Here is an 18,233-nt window from a genome sequence, read left to right on the forward strand (position 1 = left end):
ATAAAAAAAACGCACCCGCATAAACGGGTACGTTATATGGTTAGACAGGCACTGTCTGGCTTAACCGACTCTTGGCCACTTTCAGATAGCCATACATATTTAAAAATTCGCTTTCATTCGCGAATCGCAATTTCAACGAGCCTGCAGCTTCTTGAATGTATGGCTTTAGGGCAGATGCGCCTCCACCAATCACATAGAAGCATTGAATATCCGGGTATTTCCGCCAGCGTTTTTTGATCATTTCGATCATACGCAAGGCTGCGCGGCGGAAATGTTGATCCACGATAGGCCGTATATCGACTTGGCCTTCACCCAGCAGTTGAATCGTGAATTCCCGATTCTTGATACGCTGCACCAGCTTCGCACGGCTTGGAAACACATAGCCGTAAGCATCTTCGACATCACGAATGACAGCGTCAAGATAAGTTGCGATGCCAATTTGCTCGCCATGGCTGAAATGATTGTCAATCGTCATTCGTTTGATAACTGGGAAATCGGTTGTCAGCGCGCCGATCTCACAAACGCCGATACAGCCGTTGTAAATTTCTTCATCCTTGACTTGCAAGCTGTCATGCGTAGCCAAATGGAACATCGCTGCAGCACCTTCAATGGAAACGGCTACCTTACGAATAGATACCTTGATCTTGCGGTTATGTAATTGCGGCGTGGATAGAAAAGTTACTTCATGTTCGCCAAGAAGTCTTTGTTCGAATTGCTGATTGTACTTCGCGAATGCGCGTACAGGCAGGCCTGTTCCCAGCGTATACTCAACTTCGTCCACATTGCCGTACCCAGCATTGAATGCTTGGTTGGCAAGGCCTTGGTAAGCTAGTGCAGTAAGCGCAACAATGAGGGATTGATCCGAAATCGCCTTATTGTCTGTGTCTTCAAGCTCCAGGTTGTCTTCGTGCTCCAAAGCGAGCTGCCCGACGAAATAACGTTGATTCCTTTGTGAAAGGGAGGGGCTGTAGATCATGACATCCAGTGCTTTCCAAGGTGAATCTTCTTCCTGCAAAATATGTCTTTCGTATCCCGGCGCAATGATATTCGGGATGACTAACGGTTCTCTAGAACCATCCAGCACCAGCTTAATACTATCGTTACCTATATCAATACCTGCAAGCTTTATCATTAGTGCCTCCACTCCAAATCTGCAACTTCCTGTAATTGTTAAGTAAATTCGATTATATCTGACAGTATTCCTTCCTACTTTCGACTCATTTTACCTAGGACTAGTAGGTATTAGGAAGGTTTTTATCAGAATATGACGAATGATGTACATACCTTTACCAAATTCAACCACGACAGGAGACAATTAAGCCTTTATGAAGCTAAAGTGGAAACCCAAAAAGCTGACACTGGTCATTATTCCAGATGCTAATCAATCGGTCGTCAGGTTTCGTATTCCTCATTTATTCGCTTACATCGCTGCAGCATGCTTAACCATGCTACTGCTTATTTCTATGATCACTTATGTTATGCATTCACACACCTTGAAACAGGCTAGCGAATTGCAGACTAAATTGAGTGGAGCCAACCAGCAGTGGAGCGCTACCTTAACTTCTAAAGATAAGACCATTGAACAGCTGCAAAATGAGGTCATTCAACTGTCTCAGCAAGCCGATCAGATGAAAACGCAAGTCGAAGAAATGAAAAAATTGGAAAATGATCTCAAGTCGATTGCCGGTATCGACGCGAAACCAGCTGCCACAGAAGTTGCCAGTACCCAATCTGGCGCCAAAAGTGAACCCGCAGAAAAGCAAACGACTGACGCTTCAAGCGGTATTGGAGGAAGTCCTAATCCAGCTTCTCAGGAAGCTATTATGAAGCTTGGCGAGCAGACGTTAGCTTCTTTTACGGCACTTCATAGTGAAGTGAAAGAACTGCAAACCAGCTTCACCGAAACCAAGCAAAAGGTTGCCGACAAGCAGAATTTGCTTCGTATAACCCCTACCTTGTTTCCGACAACTACGAAGGTCATCACATCGACGTTTGGTTATCGTACCGACCCTTTTACGCATCGTCCAAGCTTTCATTCCGGCATTGATTTCGGTGCCAGAGAAAATGATCCGGTCTTCGCAACCGCAGACGGTAAAGTCGTCAGTATCGGGACGGATATCTTCCACGGCAATAACATCGTCATCGAGCATTCTAAGGGATTACGTACTTGGTACATGCATTTAAATAAAATTTTAGTGAACAAAGGTGATTCTGTGGAAAAAGGCAGTACTATAGGCCTAGTTGGCTCCACGGGACGCAGTACAGGACCTCACCTCCACTATGAAGTACTCAAAAATGGGGAAAGCACCGATCCCAAACCTTATCTCAATACGAATCGAAAGGATGAATAATCAATATGTTTAAAAGCAAGAAAAATTTCATGAATCCGAATACGACAGATACTTTGATTGGAGAAGGTACCACCTTTGAAGGTCGTATCAAATCAGAAGCAAGCATTCGTATTGAAGGCGGCATTACAGGTGATATCGAATGTGCAGGGGACGTTATTATCGGGGAACGGGGCGTCGTGAAATCCAATATTTCCGCTAGAGATGTTGTACTCGCTGGCAATGTCCAAGGCAACATAATGACCAATGGCAAACTGACCATTACATCAACGGGTTCACTCCAAGGCAATATTAGCGCTGCTTCCTTTATCATTGAAGAAGGCGGGGTATTCCAAGGGAACAGCAAAATGGATACAAAAACAACGACTGCTGCTCCCCAGCAAAACGGCGAGCTTGAGAATGCAAACAAACCCGCTTCCGCAGCAAATGGCGCATTTAAAGGCAATACAGTTGCAATGTAATTGAGTCCGCCTAGGAGTTGCGATTGGGGCATGGTATAATAGTTGGAAATTCATTTCTAACTGATGCAGGAGATAGGGCATATGAAAGCACAGTCGATACTTTTTGATCTTGATGATACGTTGGTACATTGTAATAAATATTTTGATGTCGTCATTGAGCAGTTCGTCGATCTCATGCTCACTTGGTATTCCGGGCACGGGCTTAAAGCGCAGGATATTAAGCAGAAGCAGCTCCAAATCGATCTTGCTGGCATCCATATTCATGGCTTTATGCCGGATCGTTTTCCTAAATCGTTCGTTGAAACGTACCAATGGTATGCAGCGCAGTATAATCGCCCAACGAGTGCAAAAGAAGAGTCATGGCTGATGCAATTAGGCCACACCGTCTATGAGTACACCGTCGAGCCTTATCCGCTTATGAATGAAACACTTGACCAGCTGCAGCAAGCGGGACACCGACTTTTTTTGTATACCGGCGGCGACGCTTCTATCCAAATGAAAAAAGTGAAGGATTTGAGCCTAGACACTTACTTTGATGACCGCATCTTTGTAACCGTACATAAGACCAGGGAATTCATGGAAACGATTATGCACGAGCAGAACTTTGATCGCAAACACACTTGGATGATCGGCAACTCCGTCAAGACGGATGTGCTGCCAGCGCTTCATGCAGGTATCCACTCGATTCACATTCCAGTAGACAAGGACTGGGAATACAATACAGGAACGATCGATATCATTCCTCAAGGTGCGTTCTATCAGTTAACCTCCTTGCAGGAAGTTCCTGCCACAATTCAAGCTTATATTCAGAAGTAGGTGCTGTGTACCACAAAAAAAGGACGATTCCGCTGGTTTGATAACCGAAGGAATCGTCCTTTTTCGTAATCGTTTATCACCAGACAAACCAACGGTCAGGCCGCTACGTCGCGTCTTCGGAATATTTCCCAAGAAAGCACATTGAACAACAAGAAGTAGAACAGCAATACGGTAATAGAGAAACCAAGCGTCATCCCTTCTGCGGGTTGTTGTCCCTTTAAATAAGGAGTGAGATCCGTGTTGGCAAACAAGAAATACTTACCCCAGCTGTATCTCATGAGCAATAGCGTAATCACTTGTCCCGCGAACATAATGAAAATGCTAAGACCGATAGCCAGTGAGGAGCTGCGGAATACGGTCGAGATCATAAAAGCGAGCGTCACGATCATCACGAGCTCGATCAGCTTCAGCCCATAAGTGGCAAATACATACACCAGCATACTTCCTTCATGAACTTGCCCAGCCGTATTGACTGTCAGGTACGGAAGGCTAAGGCTTTGAAATCCGTAAAGGAACCCATTCACAATCAGAGCACTTATAAACATCACAATCAGCAAAGTAACTGCAAACAGAAGCGTTGTCGCATACTTAGAAAATAGAATCTTCGCTCGGCTGGCAGGACGTATAAGCAGCAGCTTAATCGTCCCCCAAGTAAACTCTCCGGCAACCATATCTCCGGCAATAATAACGGTAAATAGCGTAACCAGCGTGATTAATCCCGAAGCATTGAGTACACCACCCCATAAGGTGTAAGCTGTGGGCGGGTAATTATGATCTAACATGTACTGTTGGAGCTCTATTTCCTCCCTCATCTGCTGTTTAAATTTGGCCGGCACATCCGGATTTTCCAGCTCTCTTTTATCATGCTCGATGATATCCGCGGCTCGGGTCTTCCAGTTCTCATTTGCGTCATTACCCTGATGTGAGAAAAGTGAAGCTAGTACAACAATTACGATCAACAATAGACCTAGGATCCAAGTTCGCAGCCTGCGATAAATTTTCATATGTTCATTTTGAATTAAATTAAGCAATCGGATCACTTCCCGTCATTTCTAAAAATTGATCTTCCAATGATTTGGTTGCAGCCCGGATACCGTATACCTCAATTCCCGCCTCTACAAATCGTTTGTTCCATGCTGCGATTTCTTGCTTATCAAGGATCATGATGAGGTCATCGCCAACCACTTCAACCGGGATTGAAAGGGCTCTGGCCAGTTTCAAAGCTTGATCCATCGATGCCACCTCAAAAGCAACCTGCTGCTTGCTATCCGCCTGAACAAACTCTTTGATTAGCCTGACATCCACCAACTTCCCGTTCTGAATGATAGCGACACGGTCGCACATCAGCTCCATTTCCGATAGTAAATGGCTGGATACGATAACCGATATCCCTTCCTCACGGGTAAGCTTACGTAAATGATCGCGCAGTTCACGAATACCTGCAGGGTCCAGCCCGTTAGTCGGCTCGTCCAAAATGAGAACAGCCGGCTTATGCAGCAAAGCTTGAGCAATACCAAGCCTTTGACGCATACCGAGGGAGTACGTTTTCACCTTGTCGTGAATTCTATTTTCCATACCAACGAGATCAATGACCTCCTGAATGCGGTCCTCCCCAATGCCGGGAAACATCCTCGCATAATGGACCAAATTGTGATACCCACTTAGAAATTTATACATTTCCGGATTTTCCACAATAGCGCCAACATGCCGAATAGCTTGCTCAAAATGTGTTCGAATCGAATACCCGCCAATCCGTATATCCCCTTCCGTGATTGACATGAGTCCGACCATCATACGGATGGTTGTTGTTTTCCCTGCTCCGTTCGGGCCCAGAAACCCAAACACCTCGCCCCGCGGCACCTCAAAGCTTAATTTATCAATAATCGTCTTAGAACCTATTCGTTTCGTAATCTGCTCGATTTGTACAATCGGCGTATTGGCCTCTGTTATTGCAGCCATCCCATTCACTCCCCTCATTTTGACCCATATAAACCACATGGTACCTTACCTGAACTGCTATACCTAGTAATCTTTCTACGAATAAGTCATACGGAAAGTCATAAAGCCAAGCGCCAACAATTATGACTGGATTCACTATGGATTTTGCCTGATTTTAGGTACAATGATTTCATAGATCTCGTATAAAGGAGTCCTTCTATGATCCAAAGAAGACCGTGGCATGGTGTGGAGTGGTCACTATTTATCGTACTGACCGGTTCTGTCCTGCTCAGCCTGTTCTACGTCCTGCTCCATATGAACGAAAATGTGCATGTTTCTACTTTCCTAACGATATTTGCCATTATCCTTTCCTATGGCGTTCCTTTTCTATTCTGGAGGCCTAATTACATCCATACAACTTGTTATCCAATTTCCGTTCTACTGACAGGGATTCCTCTACAAATCTATCTATCATGGATGCAGGAGGATGCCTACCTTACTATTAATTGCCCATTAATGGTTATTGGATTCCTGACGGATCGAAAAAATGCTTGGTGGACCGCTCCCATTTTTATGGTAGCTATGCCAGTCGCCTATTTTTTCATCCTTCCCAGGGGAATGGGTGTTGGCGAACTGTTTAGTATTATCTTAAATGCCGTGCTATTCTTCGCTATAGGCCTTAGTTTACAGCGTGTCGTAACCTCAAACGAGAAGACCGAAAAACTGCTAGCCGAGAACCAACGTCAATACCAGTTAATCCATGAGCAAAATAACGCTTTGGAGCAATACGCCAACCAAATCGAACAGCTTACGCTGCTCGAAGAACGTAACCGGATGGCAAGTGAACTGCATGATACCGTAGGGCATACATTTACTATTGTCATCATGGGAATGGACGCTGTTTCCTACCTGATCGAAACCGCGCCGGACAAAGCCAAAGAAAAGCTAGACGTGCTGCGCAGTGTAACCCGCAATGGATTAGAAGAAGTACGCCGCAGCATTCATCAAATGGTTCCCAAAGAAGGTGATATGCTGCTCTCCCAGCAACTGACCAGACTCGCCAACGAGTTTGCCCTTCATACCGGGACCCAAATACAGTTCACCACGGTTGGTGAGGAATTCGACATTCCGAAGCAAACTAAGCTCTCCCTCATTCGCTGCCTGCAGGAATCACTGACCAATGCCAAGCGGCATGGCCGGGCCGTCTCCGTGGAGGTCGTGTTAAACTACGCTGATGATCAGGTCGTCATTCGCATCGAAGACGATGGAATTGGTACTGAGCAGCTGAAAATCGGTTTTGGAATCAATGCCATGCAGGAACGCATATCTGCGCTGCAGGGTACGCTGCAGGTAAGTTCCGCGTTAGGCCAAGGTACTGTCGTCCATTGTTCCATTCCTGTGAAACGATTACCATCATTCTAAATCCTTTCCTTTCCCGTTGAAAGCACCAAATGATACAATGTGGATAACTTAACGCCGTTAACCTTTAGTTGCGCTTAGCGCTTACGATGCCAGTTTTTCTGGCGAAAAACTCACAGTAGCGCTTACGATGCCAGTTTTTCTGGCGAAAAACTCATAGTAGCGCTTACGATGTCAGTTTTTCTGGCGAAAAACTCTGAGGAGGAGTCATGCATGACACCAACCCCGCTCAAACTACTCCTGGTTGATGATCAGGATTTAATAAGAGAAAGCTTGCACATCGTGCTCGATATGGACCCTGACATTCATGTCGTCGGTTTGGCTGAGAACGGTCACATCGCTTTGAAAAAGTGCGAAGAGCAGCAGCCTGACGTTGTTCTTATGGACATTCACATGCCCGTCATGGACGGAGTCGAAGCAACTCGTCAAATCAAGGCCGTTTGGCCTCAGATTCGCGTCATTATCCTGACCACCTTCCAGGAAATCAGCTATGTCGTTGATGCCCTAGGTGCAGGAGCCGAAGGGTATTTGCTCAAAGCGATTCATCCGAAGGACCTTGCGTCCGGTATCAAATGGGTCCATCAAGGCGGCACACTCATCCCGCAGGATATCGCCAGAATGCTCGTACAGCAAGCTCGAGGCGCGACAGAACCACCCACTCGTGATAGCGATGCGAAGCCTGCTGCCGAGGAGCCCGCTCGCATAGATGCTTACGGACTGAGCGAACGCGAAGTGCAAGTGCTGCACTGCATCGCTGATGGCCTTAACAACAAGGAAATTGCCGAAAAGCTGTTCTTATCCGAAGGTACCGTGAAAAACTACATTTCAAGCATTTACTCGAAAATGGATGTCCGGGACCGCATTCAAGCGTCAAAGAAGGCTCATGAAGAAGGGATGCTATAAATTTTTACTGCACACAAAAACGGAAAGACAGCTCTTCTACTTGGAAGATGCGGCCTTTCTACTTTTCATCTATTCAAAGAGCTTCTCCAGAAACCCCTTTTTTCTTTTCCTAATCTTACCATAGCTTTTCACTCTAGAATAGGTTGGAGGCTCCTCCACCGGTAAGTCAGAATAAAGCTTCAACTGTGATTGAACCTTATGCGAGTCCTGCAGTTCGATTGTTTCATCATTATCCGTCGACTGCTGCACCACGACCCTATTTAATATCTGCTCATAGAGTTTATTTTCCATTTGAAATTTAAATTGCCTGAGCAGCTGCTCTTGCTGCTTGTTATGGATTTCAAAATGCTCGTGAAGCTGCGATTGAAGCTCTGCCACCTGCTCGGAGAGGAGCACGACCGCTTTTTGCAGAGAAATAAGATGTTGTGATCCCATCGGTTCGTCCAATTCAATCTTCTGAATGTCCTCTCCATTCTCGGCTAGCAGTGCATTCAGTTCCATCGCCGAAATGAGATTCTCTTTCTTCATGTGCTCCCCCCGAATCCGTTCAATTCTAGGCTAACGCAGCATCGCGAGTTAACCTGATCCTTCTATTGTACATGAAGCGTACGAATTGTTCACCTTTTGATTCTATGATTGACTTCCCAGAGGTTATCAACTATTCTCATCTATTATCTAATGACCTATGAAAATTTTCCCAAGGAGTAAACTCGAATGCAAATCGAATCCCATTTCAAAAAGAAGCAAAGTGTTCTGGATAACTTCCTGATTCCTTTTGTAAAGTCGCGTTCCTTCCCTTATTTATGGCTTAGCCAACTCATTTCTATGCTCGGCGGTTCGGTCACGACCGTTATTTTGCCCATGGTTGTTTATTCCCTCACAGGCTCAACCACGATGATGGGTATCATCATGGCCGCCTATATGCTTCCCTATGTCCTCATGCTTCCCCTTTCGGGTTGGATTGTCGATCGTTATGATCGCGTTAGGATTATGATGCTTTCCGATATCATCCGATTCATTGTTATGTTGGCTATTGCTGTACTAATTTTTACTAACACCTTGTCCATTCCGGTTTTGTTCGTACTGATGGGCATCTATGGCCTCATGGAAGGGCTCTTTCAACCTGCGTATTCAGCTGTACGCGCCACAGTGTTCACACCAGAAATTCGCAATGCCGCTAACGCATTGACACAAATCAGCAATCAAGGCGTCCGCCTTATTGGCCCGGTCCTGGGAGGACTGCTGATTTCCTCCTTATCTGCCAGTTACGGATTCGGATTAGATGCGCTGACCTATCTACTCTCCTTTTTCTGTCTCCTGTTTTTATTGAAAAAATCGCTGTATTCAAAACACATCAAACAATCGGAAACCAAGCCATCGACATCATGGATGAGTGAATTTCTAGAAGGCATTACTATCCTCAAGGGTCATCCCTGGCTATGGATAACGATCCTTGCCTTCTCGTTCATTAATATTAGTTATAGTGGAATTATTGTCATTCTTGTCCCTTGGTTATTCAAAGTACATCTCCACTTGGATCCATTCATTTATGGTATCGGGATTACGTGCTCGGGAGCTGGGGCCATTGTTGCTGCACTCATTTTTGGTTCTAAATCAAAATGGCCTCATCGAGGTATACTTGCCTATGGTTCTGTACTGCTCGCCGGTGTTGCCTTGCTGCTCACGCCTTTCACAACTTCGACGGTCATTCTGGCTCTGCTCATGGCGGTAGAAGGCTTTGGGCTTATGATATTTGGACTTATCTGGGAGACTAGCTTACAGGAGCTTGTTCCAGAAGAAGCCTTTGGCCGTGTGGTCAGTCTTGATCTGCTAGGCTCTTTTGCTCTGCTGCCACTGAGCTATTTCCTAATCGGCTGGATTGCTGATCAGATCGGTGGTGTAATAACCATAACGATTTTTGCTTCGATTGGCATCGCCATTGTTGGAAGTGTGCTTTGCGTGCCAGCTATTCGTCGGTTTCAGTAACGGGGTTGGGACATATTGGGGACCCCCTGCCCTATAGTTCAACGACAACGAAATCAAGGAAAAAAAGGAAGAAGCCCCAAGAGGTTCCTTCCTTTTTACATACGTTATGGTAAATTCGATGATCCCATCAAATAACGATCGACTTCACGAGCCGCTGCGCGACCTTCGTTGATCGCCCACACCACAAGGCTTTGCCCGCGACGCATGTCGCCTGCTGCGAAGACACCTTCCACGCTAGTCGCAAACTTGCCGTATTCTGCTTTCGCATTGGAACGCTCGTCTTTGACTACGCCAAGTTGATCTAGTACCGTATTCTCCGGTCCTGTGAAGCCCATCGCGATCAGTACCAGCTGAGCCGGGTATACTTTCTCGCTGCCCGGTACTTCCACAGGGACGAATTGGCCCTTTTCGTTCTTCTGCCACTCAATTAACACCGTATGCAGTTCCTTCAAGTTGCCATTCTCATCCCCCACGAATTTCTTCGTGTTGATTAAGTATTGGCGCGGATCTTCGCCTTGAACAGCGGCCGCCTCTTGTTGACCGTAGTCCACCTTGTGGACTTTCGGCCATTCCGGCCAAGGATTGTTCGCAGGTCGTGTTTCCGGCGATTTCGGCATAATCTCGAATTGTGTCACGCTCTTGCACTTGTGCCGCAAGGACGTGCCTACGCAGTCCGTACCCGTATCACCGCCACCGATAACGATGACATCCTTGCCTTCAGCGGAGATAAAAGCGCCGTCCGCATGTTCCGAATCCAGCAAGCTCTTCGTGTTCTTGCTGAGGAATTCCATCGCCAAGTGAACACCGCCTAGCTCACGGCCTTCAATCGGAAGATCACGCCCCTTGGTTGCTCCACCGCACAGCACGATGGCATCGAACTCTTCTTGTAGCTTCTCAATCGGGTAGTTCACACCTACGTGAGCACCTGTTATGAACGTCACTCCTTCGGCTTCAAGCAGCTCCACACGACGCTGGACGTATTTCTTATCCAGCTTCATGTTGGGAATGCCGTACATGAGCAGACCGCCCACGCGGTCCGCACGCTCATACACAGTTACCCAGTGTCCGGCTTTGTTGAGCTGCGCAGCTGCGGCAAGGCCGGATGGGCCTGAGCCAACGACTGCGACCTTTTTACCCGTACGGACTTCCGGAGGCTCCGGTGTAATCCAGCCTTCAGCGAAGCCTTTGTCGATAATGGCTTTTTCGATACTTTTAATCGTAACCGGTGTGTCCTTCAGACCTACCGTACAAGATCCTTCGCATGGCGCCGGGCAAACACGGCCTGTGAATTCAGGGAAGTTGTTCGTCTTATGCAGACGATCCAGCGCTTCTCTCCATTGACCGCGATACACCAGATCGTTCCACTCCGGAATGAGGTTATTGACCGGGCAACCAGCCGCCATGCCGCTGATCAACGCCCCTGTGTGACAGAATGGGATCCCACAGTCCATACATCTTGAGCCTTGCGTCTGCAATTTATCTTCAGTCAGAGGCGTCGCAAACTCTTTCCAATGGCCAATTCGGACTAGGGGAGCTGCTTCGGATGCCACTTCACGACGATGTTCTATAAAACCAGTTGGTTTACCCATTAACGTTTAGTCCCTCCTAAGAGTTTTCGTGAGAAAACTTACTTCGTAAGCATGTGCTGAGTTTTTCGCCAGAAAAACTGGCTTCGGAAGCATCACTGAGTTTCGCTTCAGCAAAACTTACTTCGTAAGCATCTGCTCTGAATTCGTTAGTTTCCACCGACACGGGAAACATCCTTCATATTCGCCTCGAAAGCAACCATTATGGCTTCTTGTTGGCTTAGTCCGGAGCGTTTTACCTTCTCGATGGCATCAAACATCCGCTTGTAGTCCTTCGGTATAACCTTCACGAACTTCCAAACGTACTCATCCCAGCGCTTAATGACTTGGTGGGCAACGCTGCTATCCGTAAATGTGGCATGATGCTGAATCATCGTTTTCAGTTCGTTCATTTCAAAAGTTTCCTCTACCTGCTCGAGGTAGACCATCTCTTTGTTCACCTTGCTTGAGAAGTCACCCTTCTCATCAAGCACATAAGCGATACCCCCGGACATACCGGCAGCAAAGTTACGGCCTGTCGGACCAAGTACAACCACACGTCCGCCCGTCATGTATTCACAACCATGGTCGCCTACGCCTTCAACAACAGCACGAACGCCGCTATTTCTTACGCAGAAACGCTCGCCTGCAATACCACGGATGTAAGCATCCCCATCGGTAGCACCGTAGAAAGCCGTATTTCCAATAATCACGTTTTCCTCTGGTACAAAATTGGACTCACTGGAAGGGAAAATGGCCAGTTTACCACCGGATAATCCTTTACCAACGTAGTCATTGGCATCGCCCTCAAGCGAAAGCGTAATGCCTTTCGGCACGAAAGCACCAAAGCTTTGACCGGCAGAGCCGTTAAAGTGTAAACGAATCGTATCGTGCGGCAAGCCCTCCGCACCATAGCGGCGAGTCACTTCACTACCTACAATCGTACCGACAACACGATTAACGTTCTTAATTGGCAGGATGGCATGCACATGCTCCTTACGTTCAATCGCAGGCTCACAAATTTCGAGCAGCTTGGTTACGTCCAGAGAGCGATCCAACCCGTGATCCTGCGTCATTTGGCAGAATCGGCCAACTTCTTCACCCATATCCGGTTGGTGCAGAAGCGGCGACAAATCGATGCCTTTGGCTTTCCAATGCTCAACCGCTTTGCCCGCTTCCAAAATATCCGTGCGCCCGACCATCTCTTCGATGGTGCGGAAGCCCAGTGCCGCCATCTGCTCACGCACATCCTGAGCGATGAAGGTCATGAAATTGACTACATGCTGCGGATCCCCGGCAAATTTCTTGCGAAGCTCCGGATTTTGCGTAGCAACCCCAACCGGACAAGTATCCAGATGGCAGACGCGCATCATCACGCAGCCAATCGTAATCAACGGAGTTGTCGCAAAGCCGAATTCCTCAGCTCCGAGCAGCGCCGCAACGATAACGTCGCGTCCTGTCATTAGCTTGCCGTCCGTTTCGACGACGATACGGCTGCGCAGATTGTTCAGCACGAGTGTCTGATGCGTCTCCGCCAGACCGAGCTCCCACGGCAGTCCTGCGTGGCGGATACTCGTCTGCGGTGACGCGCCTGTTCCTCCGTCGTAGCCGGAGATGAGGACCACGTCCGCTTTCCCTTTAGCTACGCCGGCAGCGATCGTGCCAACACCGACTTCGGATACCAGCTTGACGCTGATCCGTGCCCGCGGGTTGGCATTCTTGAGATCGTGGATCAGCTCCGCTAGATCCTCGATCGAATAAATATCGTGATGCGGCGGCGGTGAAATTAAGCCTACGCCTGGCGTCACACCGCGAACCTCGGCGACCCAAGGGTACACCTTGGGTCCCGGAAGCTGACCGCCCTCGCCGGGCTTCGCGCCCTGCGCCATCTTGATCTGAATCTCGTCCGCGTTGACGAGATAATTGCTCGTGACGCCGAAGCGGCCGGACGCCACCTGCTTGATTGCGCTGCGGCGAAGGTCGCCGTTCGCATCCGGCGTGAAGCGTTCCGGATGCTCGCCTCCCTCGCCGGTATTGCTCTTGCCGCCGATGCGGTTCATCGCAATCGCCAAGGTCTCGTGCGCTTCCTTGCTGATGGAGCCGTAGGACATGGCTCCGGTCTTGAAGCGCTTAAAGATCGATTCGATCGATTCGACTTCTTCGATCGGGATCGGTGCGCGGCCTTCCTTGAAGCTGAGCAGTCCGCGCAAAGCCATATATTTCTTATCTTCTTTTTTGATCAGTTTAACGAAGTTCTGATACATGCCGTAATTGTTCGTGCGGACAGCGGATTGCAGGGCATGGACTGTTTCCGGTGTGTAGATGTGCTCTTCCCCATCTTTGCGCCACTGTAAGTCGCCACCGGTATCCAATACACGGTCGCGGCCTTCCTGCTCCGAATACGCCCGGTTGTGGCGGATGAGCGCTTCTTGTGCCACGACATCGATGCCAATTCCGCCAACAGGGGTGTGAGTCCATGTAAAGTAAGAATCGACAAGCTCTTGGCTAAGTCCGATTGCTTCGAAAATCTGGGCCCCACGGTAGCTTTGAATCGTGGAAATCCCCATTTTCGCAAGGACTTTAACTACACCCTTGGTAACCGCTTTGATATAGTTATAAGTCGCTTTCTCGTGATCGATGCCGACCAACTGATTGCGGCGAATCATGTCATCCAGCGTTTCTAAAGCTAGGTAAGGGTTGATAGCCCCAGCACCGTAGCCGAGAAGCAGAGCAAAATGATGCACTTCACGGGGTTCTCCGGACTCCACAAGCAAGCTAACCTTCGTCCGCGTGCCTTGGCGAATCAAATGATGATGCAGACCCGAAGTTGCCAGCAGCGCCGGAATCGGCGCTTTCTTGCTATCCACGCCGCGGTCCGAAAGAATCAGCAGCGAAGCGCCATCCACAATGGCTTGATCCGCAGCCGCATACAACGTTTGCATGGCGCTTTCAAGACCTGCAGTACCTAGAGCTGCTTCAAACAGCGTAGGCAATGTTACGGTCTTAAAGCCATCCCGTTGGATATAGCGAAGCTTTGCGAGCTCATCATTGGACAGAATCGGCGACTTCAGACGAATTTGACGGCAGCTTTCCGGCTCCGGATGAATCAAATTGCGTTCAGGCCCAATCGTCGTGCCTTGAGCCGTAATAATCTCCTCAAAGTTTGCGTCAATGGGTGGATTCGTTACCTGCGCAAACAATTGTTTGAAGTAGTTATAAAGCAGTTGAGGGCGATCCGAAAGCACCGCAAGCGGCGTATCCGTCCCCATCGAGCCGATCGGGTCAACGCCGGTTTTCGCCATCGGCTCAAGTGTCTTGCGCAGCTGCTCAAATGTATAGCCGAACGCTTGCTGACGCTGCAGCACGGTATCATGGTCGGAGCCAAGAACAATCTCCCCATCTTCCAGCTCTTCCAAGCTGACCAGATGCTTATCGAGCCATTCACGATATGGCTGTTCGCTCGCAATGCGGCTTTTGATTTCCTCATCGGCAACGATTCGGCCTTCAATGGTATCAACTAACAGCATACGTCCCGGTCTCAGACGCTCTTTGTGCAAAATTCGTTCAGGAGCAATATCCAGCACGCCTACTTCGGATGCTAGTACAATGAAGTCATCCGTTGTTACATAATAACGGGATGGACGCAAGCCATTACGGTCAAGAACAGCGCCAATGATGCTGCCATCCGTAAAGGCAATTGCGGCGGGCCCGTCCCATGGCTCCATTAATGTACTGTGATATTCGTAGAACGCCTTTTTCTCATCATCCATTGTTTCATGCTTGGACCAAGGCTCCGGAATCATCATCATGGCAGCATGCGGCAGCGAACGACCGGAGAGCATGAGAAATTCCAGTGTATTATCAAACATTTGAGAATCGGATCCATCGGTATCAATAATAGGAAGAATGCGTTTGAAATCTTCGCCGAAAAGGTCCGAATCACACATTGCTTGTCGCGCATGCATCCAATTCACATTCCCGCGAAGCGTGTTAATTTCACCGTTATGAATGAGGTAGCGGTACGGATGCGCACGTTCCCAACTTGGAAATGTATTCGTACTGAAACGGGAGTGAACCAGCGCAAGCGCGGAGTCCACCTTCTCGTCCTGCAGTTCAACGTAGTAAGCATCCACTTGCTCAGGCGTTAACATTCCTTTATATACGATCGTTCTGCTAGACAAGCTAGAATAGTAAAACTGCTCGTCACGATGCGCTAATTTGATAGCGTTTTCAGATAATTTACGTATAACATAAAGCTTCCTTTCAAAATCGAGATTGCTCGTCACATTCGCACTTTGTCCGATAAATACTTGGCGTACAAAAGGTTCAGCCGACTTTGCGGACTCTCCCAAAGAGCTGTTATCCGTAGGAACAGTTCGCCAGCCCAGGAATTGCTGCCCTTCCTCTCTAACAATGCGCTCAATGATATTTTCGCATGCTTGGCGAGCCTCCAAATCTTGAGGCAAATAGACCATACCTGCACCATAGTGTCCCGCTGCCGGAAGCTTGATGTTAACTCCAGCACAAGCGCCTTGGAGATACGTATCCGGAATTTGCATCAAAATACCTGCTCCGTCTCCCGTATTCTGCTCAAAGCCTTGACCACCTCGATGATCTAAATTGCAAAGTACACGAAGCGCTTGCTTGACGATTTCATGAGACTTAACACCTTTAATATTAGCTACAAAACCAATACCGCAGGCATCATGCTCGAACTGAGGATCGTACAATCCTTGCTTGGGAGGTAACCCTTTTTTAGTCATGTTGTGCAACCTTTCTTTTCTGGTTTTTGGACACACTTTGCCCAATGTACGCTTTAAAGTATTAAATTGTCGAAACGTAGCGACGCGTATTTCATCCATTTGTAGAAGAATAGGAATTGTTGAAATAGTCGCAATATTTTTTATATTATATTAACACTTGGAATCATATAGTTCAATTCAAAAAATTATTATAGTGAACAGGTTTTTATTTTAATATATTCGCATGTCCACATAAGGGGAAAGGCCTCCTCTCCATTTACCCTATAGAAAGGAAGCCTTTTTTCTTTTAGACAAAAATAAACCTTAGTTCTGGACTAACCGAATGTAGTCAGATGCCAGTTTTCCCTACTGCCCATTCAAAAGCAAATGCGGCAATACCTGCACATTCACGCAAGGTGTAGTAGGTTAGCGCCAGCGGTCGGATCTGCACCGGTTCGACAGTGGAGGGAATGCCTAGGCTGCGCGCCATCAGGGATGCTCTGTAGGCATGGAAGCCATGAGTTACAATGACCGCAGTGTGAAATCCTTTTTCCTTCATCAACACTTGGCTGTTTCGTAAGTTCTCCATTGTGCTATGCGACTTGTCCTCAAGGAGGATGGCATCTGCCGGAATGCCTTTCAGGGTGAGGAAATGCTTCATCGTCTCGGCTTCGGAAGGCTCGTTGCCCCCTACTCCGCCCGTGACGATGATTGCTGGTGCCAGGCCCTTCCGATAAGCTTCTACGGCAATATCCAGACGTTCACGCATCGCCGGGCTGGGCTTGCCATCCCATACGGCAGCGCCTAAAATAATGAGGCAATCGCTGGGAGTTCCATGCGAATGTTTCCAAGTATAGATAACTTTCCAACTCATCAGGGAAAAGTAAAGCAGGGTAATCAGGAACAAGGTGACGAGTATCCAAAGCGATGGTTGAGTTTCTTTTTCATAGTCTCATGATAGCAAACTTTCTATGTTTCATGCTATGATAGCTTATACCGCTGCAATAAACATACATCCAGATTCCACAGCCTAGGAGGAACTCTGTTTTGAGTATACAGCATACTTTTTCGACCGGAATGATTTGGGAGCCTCTATACCAATGGCACATGAAGGCCCACCCGGTTGAAGTTGAGCTTTTCCGGTCGCAGCCGGTACGCCGTCTGAAGTTTCTGCATCACTTCGGGGCATCTGCGCTATTTTCACCGATGACACATTCTCGTTTTGAACATACGGTAGGCGTTTGGTCATTAATGGCTCATTTTTGCCCGGATGAACCCCTGCTCCGTCTTGCTGCGCTTTTACATGATATTGGACACCTGCCGTTCTCCCATGCGGTGGAGAGAACCCTTGGATACGATCATCATCAGCATACCGAGCAGTTGATTAGACATGGCGTCGTTGCTGATATTCTGATTAACCATGGCCTATCGCCAACGTCAATCGTGGATATTTTGAAGCAGGACAGCCCCTTGACTAATAAAACAACTTTACTAGGGCTCGACCATCTTGACAGCTTTCTCCGAGATACTTATTATGCCGGACAACAAGTGCTGCCGCCCTCCGTTCTTGTGAAAGAGCTCCGATTACGCAATCATTATTTGGAAGCTGATGAAGATACGGCTGCGGCACTCGTTCATGCCGTCGTCGAAGACCATCGTCTTTTCCTGGATCCGCAATTTCTTGCGATGGATGCGCTGCTGGCCAAAGCCGCTGCTCATCACTGCGAAACTAACCCGAACATGAAGGAACGTATTCCTTCGCTTATGGACCATGAATTAATCCAGGAGTTGATGCAAAGCAATAACGCGACTTCTAGGGAAATCATCCATGTGCTGATGAACGAGCCCCATCGGATTCAAATTACAAGTGAACCTGTTCCAGGCAGTATTCAAGTGAATATCGGAAAGATTTACAAAAAACAGCCTCTGATCGGCGATAAGCCTGCCTCAGAAGTGAGCTTTCAAGCCGCTATCAAACTAGCAGAGCTCGACAGTATGACCGCTACTTATTTTTTCACCATATAAATTCATACATTTATTACATCCGCAGAGGGG

At 47.8% G+C, this 18,233-nt stretch carries 14 protein-coding genes; 7 read left to right on the top strand and 7 right to left on the bottom strand.

Annotated elements, in window-relative coordinates; genetic code table 11:
- Positions 1 to 40: 40 nt before the first annotated feature.
- Positions 41 to 1,132 (bottom strand): ParM/StbA family protein, encoded by a 1,092-nt coding sequence (locus tag BLT91_RS07815; RefSeq protein ID WP_090819046.1) that lies wholly within the window; start codon positions 1,130 to 1,132, stop codon positions 41 to 43.
- Between the two features lie 193 nt (positions 1,133 to 1,325).
- Here BLT91_RS07815 and BLT91_RS07820 point away from each other — a divergent pair, with 193 nt between their 5' ends.
- From BLT91_RS07820 to BLT91_RS07830, 3 genes are all read left to right on the top strand, one after another.
- The gene (locus tag BLT91_RS07820; protein WP_090819049.1) at positions 1,326 to 2,351 is read left to right on the top strand and encodes a M23 family metallopeptidase; all 1,026 of its coding nucleotides are present in this window, start codon (positions 1,326 to 1,328) and stop codon (positions 2,349 to 2,351) included.
- Positions 2,352 to 2,356: 5 nt separating this feature from the next.
- Entirely contained in the window at positions 2,357 to 2,809 is a 453-nt protein-coding gene (locus BLT91_RS07825; protein WP_090819053.1) for a bactofilin family protein, read from the top strand.
- Between the two features lie 81 nt (positions 2,810 to 2,890).
- Positions 2,891 to 3,625 carry an HAD family hydrolase gene (locus BLT91_RS07830; RefSeq protein ID WP_090819056.1) on the top strand — a complete coding sequence of 245 codons (735 nt, stop codon included), beginning with the start codon at positions 2,891 to 2,893 and terminating at the stop codon, positions 3,623 to 3,625.
- 95 nt (positions 3,626 to 3,720) lie between these two features.
- Here the strand turns inward: BLT91_RS07830 and BLT91_RS07835 are convergent, their stop codons facing one another.
- A complete protein-coding gene (locus tag BLT91_RS07835; protein ID WP_090819059.1) occupies positions 3,721 to 4,656 on the bottom strand; it encodes an ABC transporter permease in 936 nt (311 codons plus the stop codon).
- Positions 4,649 to 5,584 carry an ABC transporter ATP-binding protein gene (locus tag BLT91_RS07840; RefSeq protein WP_090819063.1) on the bottom strand — a complete coding sequence of 312 codons (936 nt, stop codon included), beginning with the start codon at positions 5,582 to 5,584 and terminating at the stop codon, positions 4,649 to 4,651. The genes BLT91_RS07835 and BLT91_RS07840 overlap by 8 nt, the downstream gene beginning before the upstream one ends.
- Positions 5,585 to 5,782: 198 nt before the next feature.
- Here BLT91_RS07840 and BLT91_RS07845 point away from each other — a divergent pair, with 198 nt between their 5' ends.
- Together BLT91_RS07845 and BLT91_RS07850 are read left to right on the top strand one after the other, a co-directional pair.
- Positions 5,783 to 6,985: a sensor histidine kinase gene (locus BLT91_RS07845; RefSeq protein WP_090819065.1), complete on the top strand. Its 1,203-nt coding sequence runs from the start codon at positions 5,783 to 5,785 to the stop codon at positions 6,983 to 6,985.
- Between the two features lie 210 nt (positions 6,986 to 7,195).
- Positions 7,196 to 7,885, top strand: coding sequence for a response regulator (locus tag BLT91_RS07850; protein WP_090819068.1), 690 nt, complete (start codon positions 7,196 to 7,198; stop codon positions 7,883 to 7,885).
- A 69-nt stretch (positions 7,886 to 7,954) separates the two neighbouring features.
- On the opposite strand, the gene BLT91_RS07855 is transcribed toward BLT91_RS07850, so the two are convergent.
- Entirely contained in the window at positions 7,955 to 8,413 is a 459-nt protein-coding gene (locus tag BLT91_RS07855) for a hypothetical protein (RefSeq protein ID WP_090819071.1), read from the bottom strand.
- A 186-nt stretch (positions 8,414 to 8,599) separates the two neighbouring features.
- On the opposite strand from BLT91_RS07855, the gene BLT91_RS07860 reads away from it, so the two are divergent.
- A complete protein-coding gene (locus tag BLT91_RS07860) occupies positions 8,600 to 9,871 on the top strand; it encodes an MFS transporter (RefSeq protein WP_090819073.1) in 1,272 nt (423 codons plus the stop codon).
- A gap of 104 nt (positions 9,872 to 9,975) precedes the next feature.
- Here the strand turns inward: BLT91_RS07860 and BLT91_RS07865 are convergent, their stop codons facing one another.
- The 3 genes from BLT91_RS07865 to BLT91_RS07875 all read right to left on the bottom strand — a co-directional run bounded on the left by BLT91_RS07865 (position 9,976) and on the right by BLT91_RS07875 (position 17,085).
- The gene (locus BLT91_RS07865; protein WP_090819076.1) at positions 9,976 to 11,460 is read right to left on the bottom strand and encodes a glutamate synthase subunit beta; all 1,485 of its coding nucleotides are present in this window, start codon (positions 11,458 to 11,460) and stop codon (positions 9,976 to 9,978) included.
- Between the two features lie 146 nt (positions 11,461 to 11,606).
- Positions 11,607 to 16,199: a glutamate synthase large subunit gene (gltB, locus tag BLT91_RS07870; RefSeq protein ID WP_090819079.1), complete on the bottom strand. Its 4,593-nt coding sequence runs from the start codon at positions 16,197 to 16,199 to the stop codon at positions 11,607 to 11,609.
- A gap of 328 nt (positions 16,200 to 16,527) precedes the next feature.
- The gene (locus BLT91_RS07875) at positions 16,528 to 17,085 is read right to left on the bottom strand and encodes a YdcF family protein (RefSeq protein WP_254776826.1); all 558 of its coding nucleotides are present in this window, start codon (positions 17,083 to 17,085) and stop codon (positions 16,528 to 16,530) included.
- A 140-nt stretch (positions 17,086 to 17,225) separates the two neighbouring features.
- On the opposite strand from BLT91_RS07875, the gene BLT91_RS07880 reads away from it, so the two are divergent.
- Entirely contained in the window at positions 17,226 to 18,203 is a 978-nt protein-coding gene (locus BLT91_RS07880; protein ID WP_090819082.1) for an HD domain-containing protein, read from the top strand.
- Positions 18,204 to 18,233: the final 30 nt, after the last annotated feature.

The organism is Paenibacillus sp. yr247 (assembly GCF_900103825.1).
Lineage (GTDB): Bacteria > Bacillota > Bacilli > Paenibacillales > NBRC-103111 > Paenibacillus_E.

Coding starts and splice junctions, on each gene's coding strand:
- BLT91_RS07855 (WP_090819071.1), bottom strand. CDS start 8,413: ATGAAGAAAGAGAATCTCATTTCGGCGATGGAACTGAATGCACTGCTA.
- BLT91_RS07840 (WP_090819063.1), bottom strand. CDS start 5,584: ATGGCTGCAATAACAGAGGCCAATACGCCGATTGTACAAATCGAGCAG.
- BLT91_RS07820 (WP_090819049.1), top strand. CDS start 1,326: ATGAAGCTAAAGTGGAAACCCAAAAAGCTGACACTGGTCATTATTCCA.
- BLT91_RS07830 (WP_090819056.1), top strand. CDS start 2,891: ATGAAAGCACAGTCGATACTTTTTGATCTTGATGATACGTTGGTACAT.
- BLT91_RS07845 (WP_090819065.1), top strand. CDS start 5,783: ATGATCCAAAGAAGACCGTGGCATGGTGTGGAGTGGTCACTATTTATC.
- BLT91_RS07865 (WP_090819076.1), bottom strand. CDS start 11,460: ATGGGTAAACCAACTGGTTTTATAGAACATCGTCGTGAAGTGGCATCC.
- gltB (WP_090819079.1), bottom strand. CDS start 16,199: ATGACTAAAAAAGGGTTACCTCCCAAGCAAGGATTGTACGATCCTCAG.
- BLT91_RS07825 (WP_090819053.1), top strand. CDS start 2,357: ATGTTTAAAAGCAAGAAAAATTTCATGAATCCGAATACGACAGATACT.
- BLT91_RS07860 (WP_090819073.1), top strand. CDS start 8,600: ATGCAAATCGAATCCCATTTCAAAAAGAAGCAAAGTGTTCTGGATAAC.
- BLT91_RS07815 (WP_090819046.1), bottom strand. CDS start 1,132: ATGATAAAGCTTGCAGGTATTGATATAGGTAACGATAGTATTAAGCTG.
- BLT91_RS07850 (WP_090819068.1), top strand. CDS start 7,196: ATGACACCAACCCCGCTCAAACTACTCCTGGTTGATGATCAGGATTTA.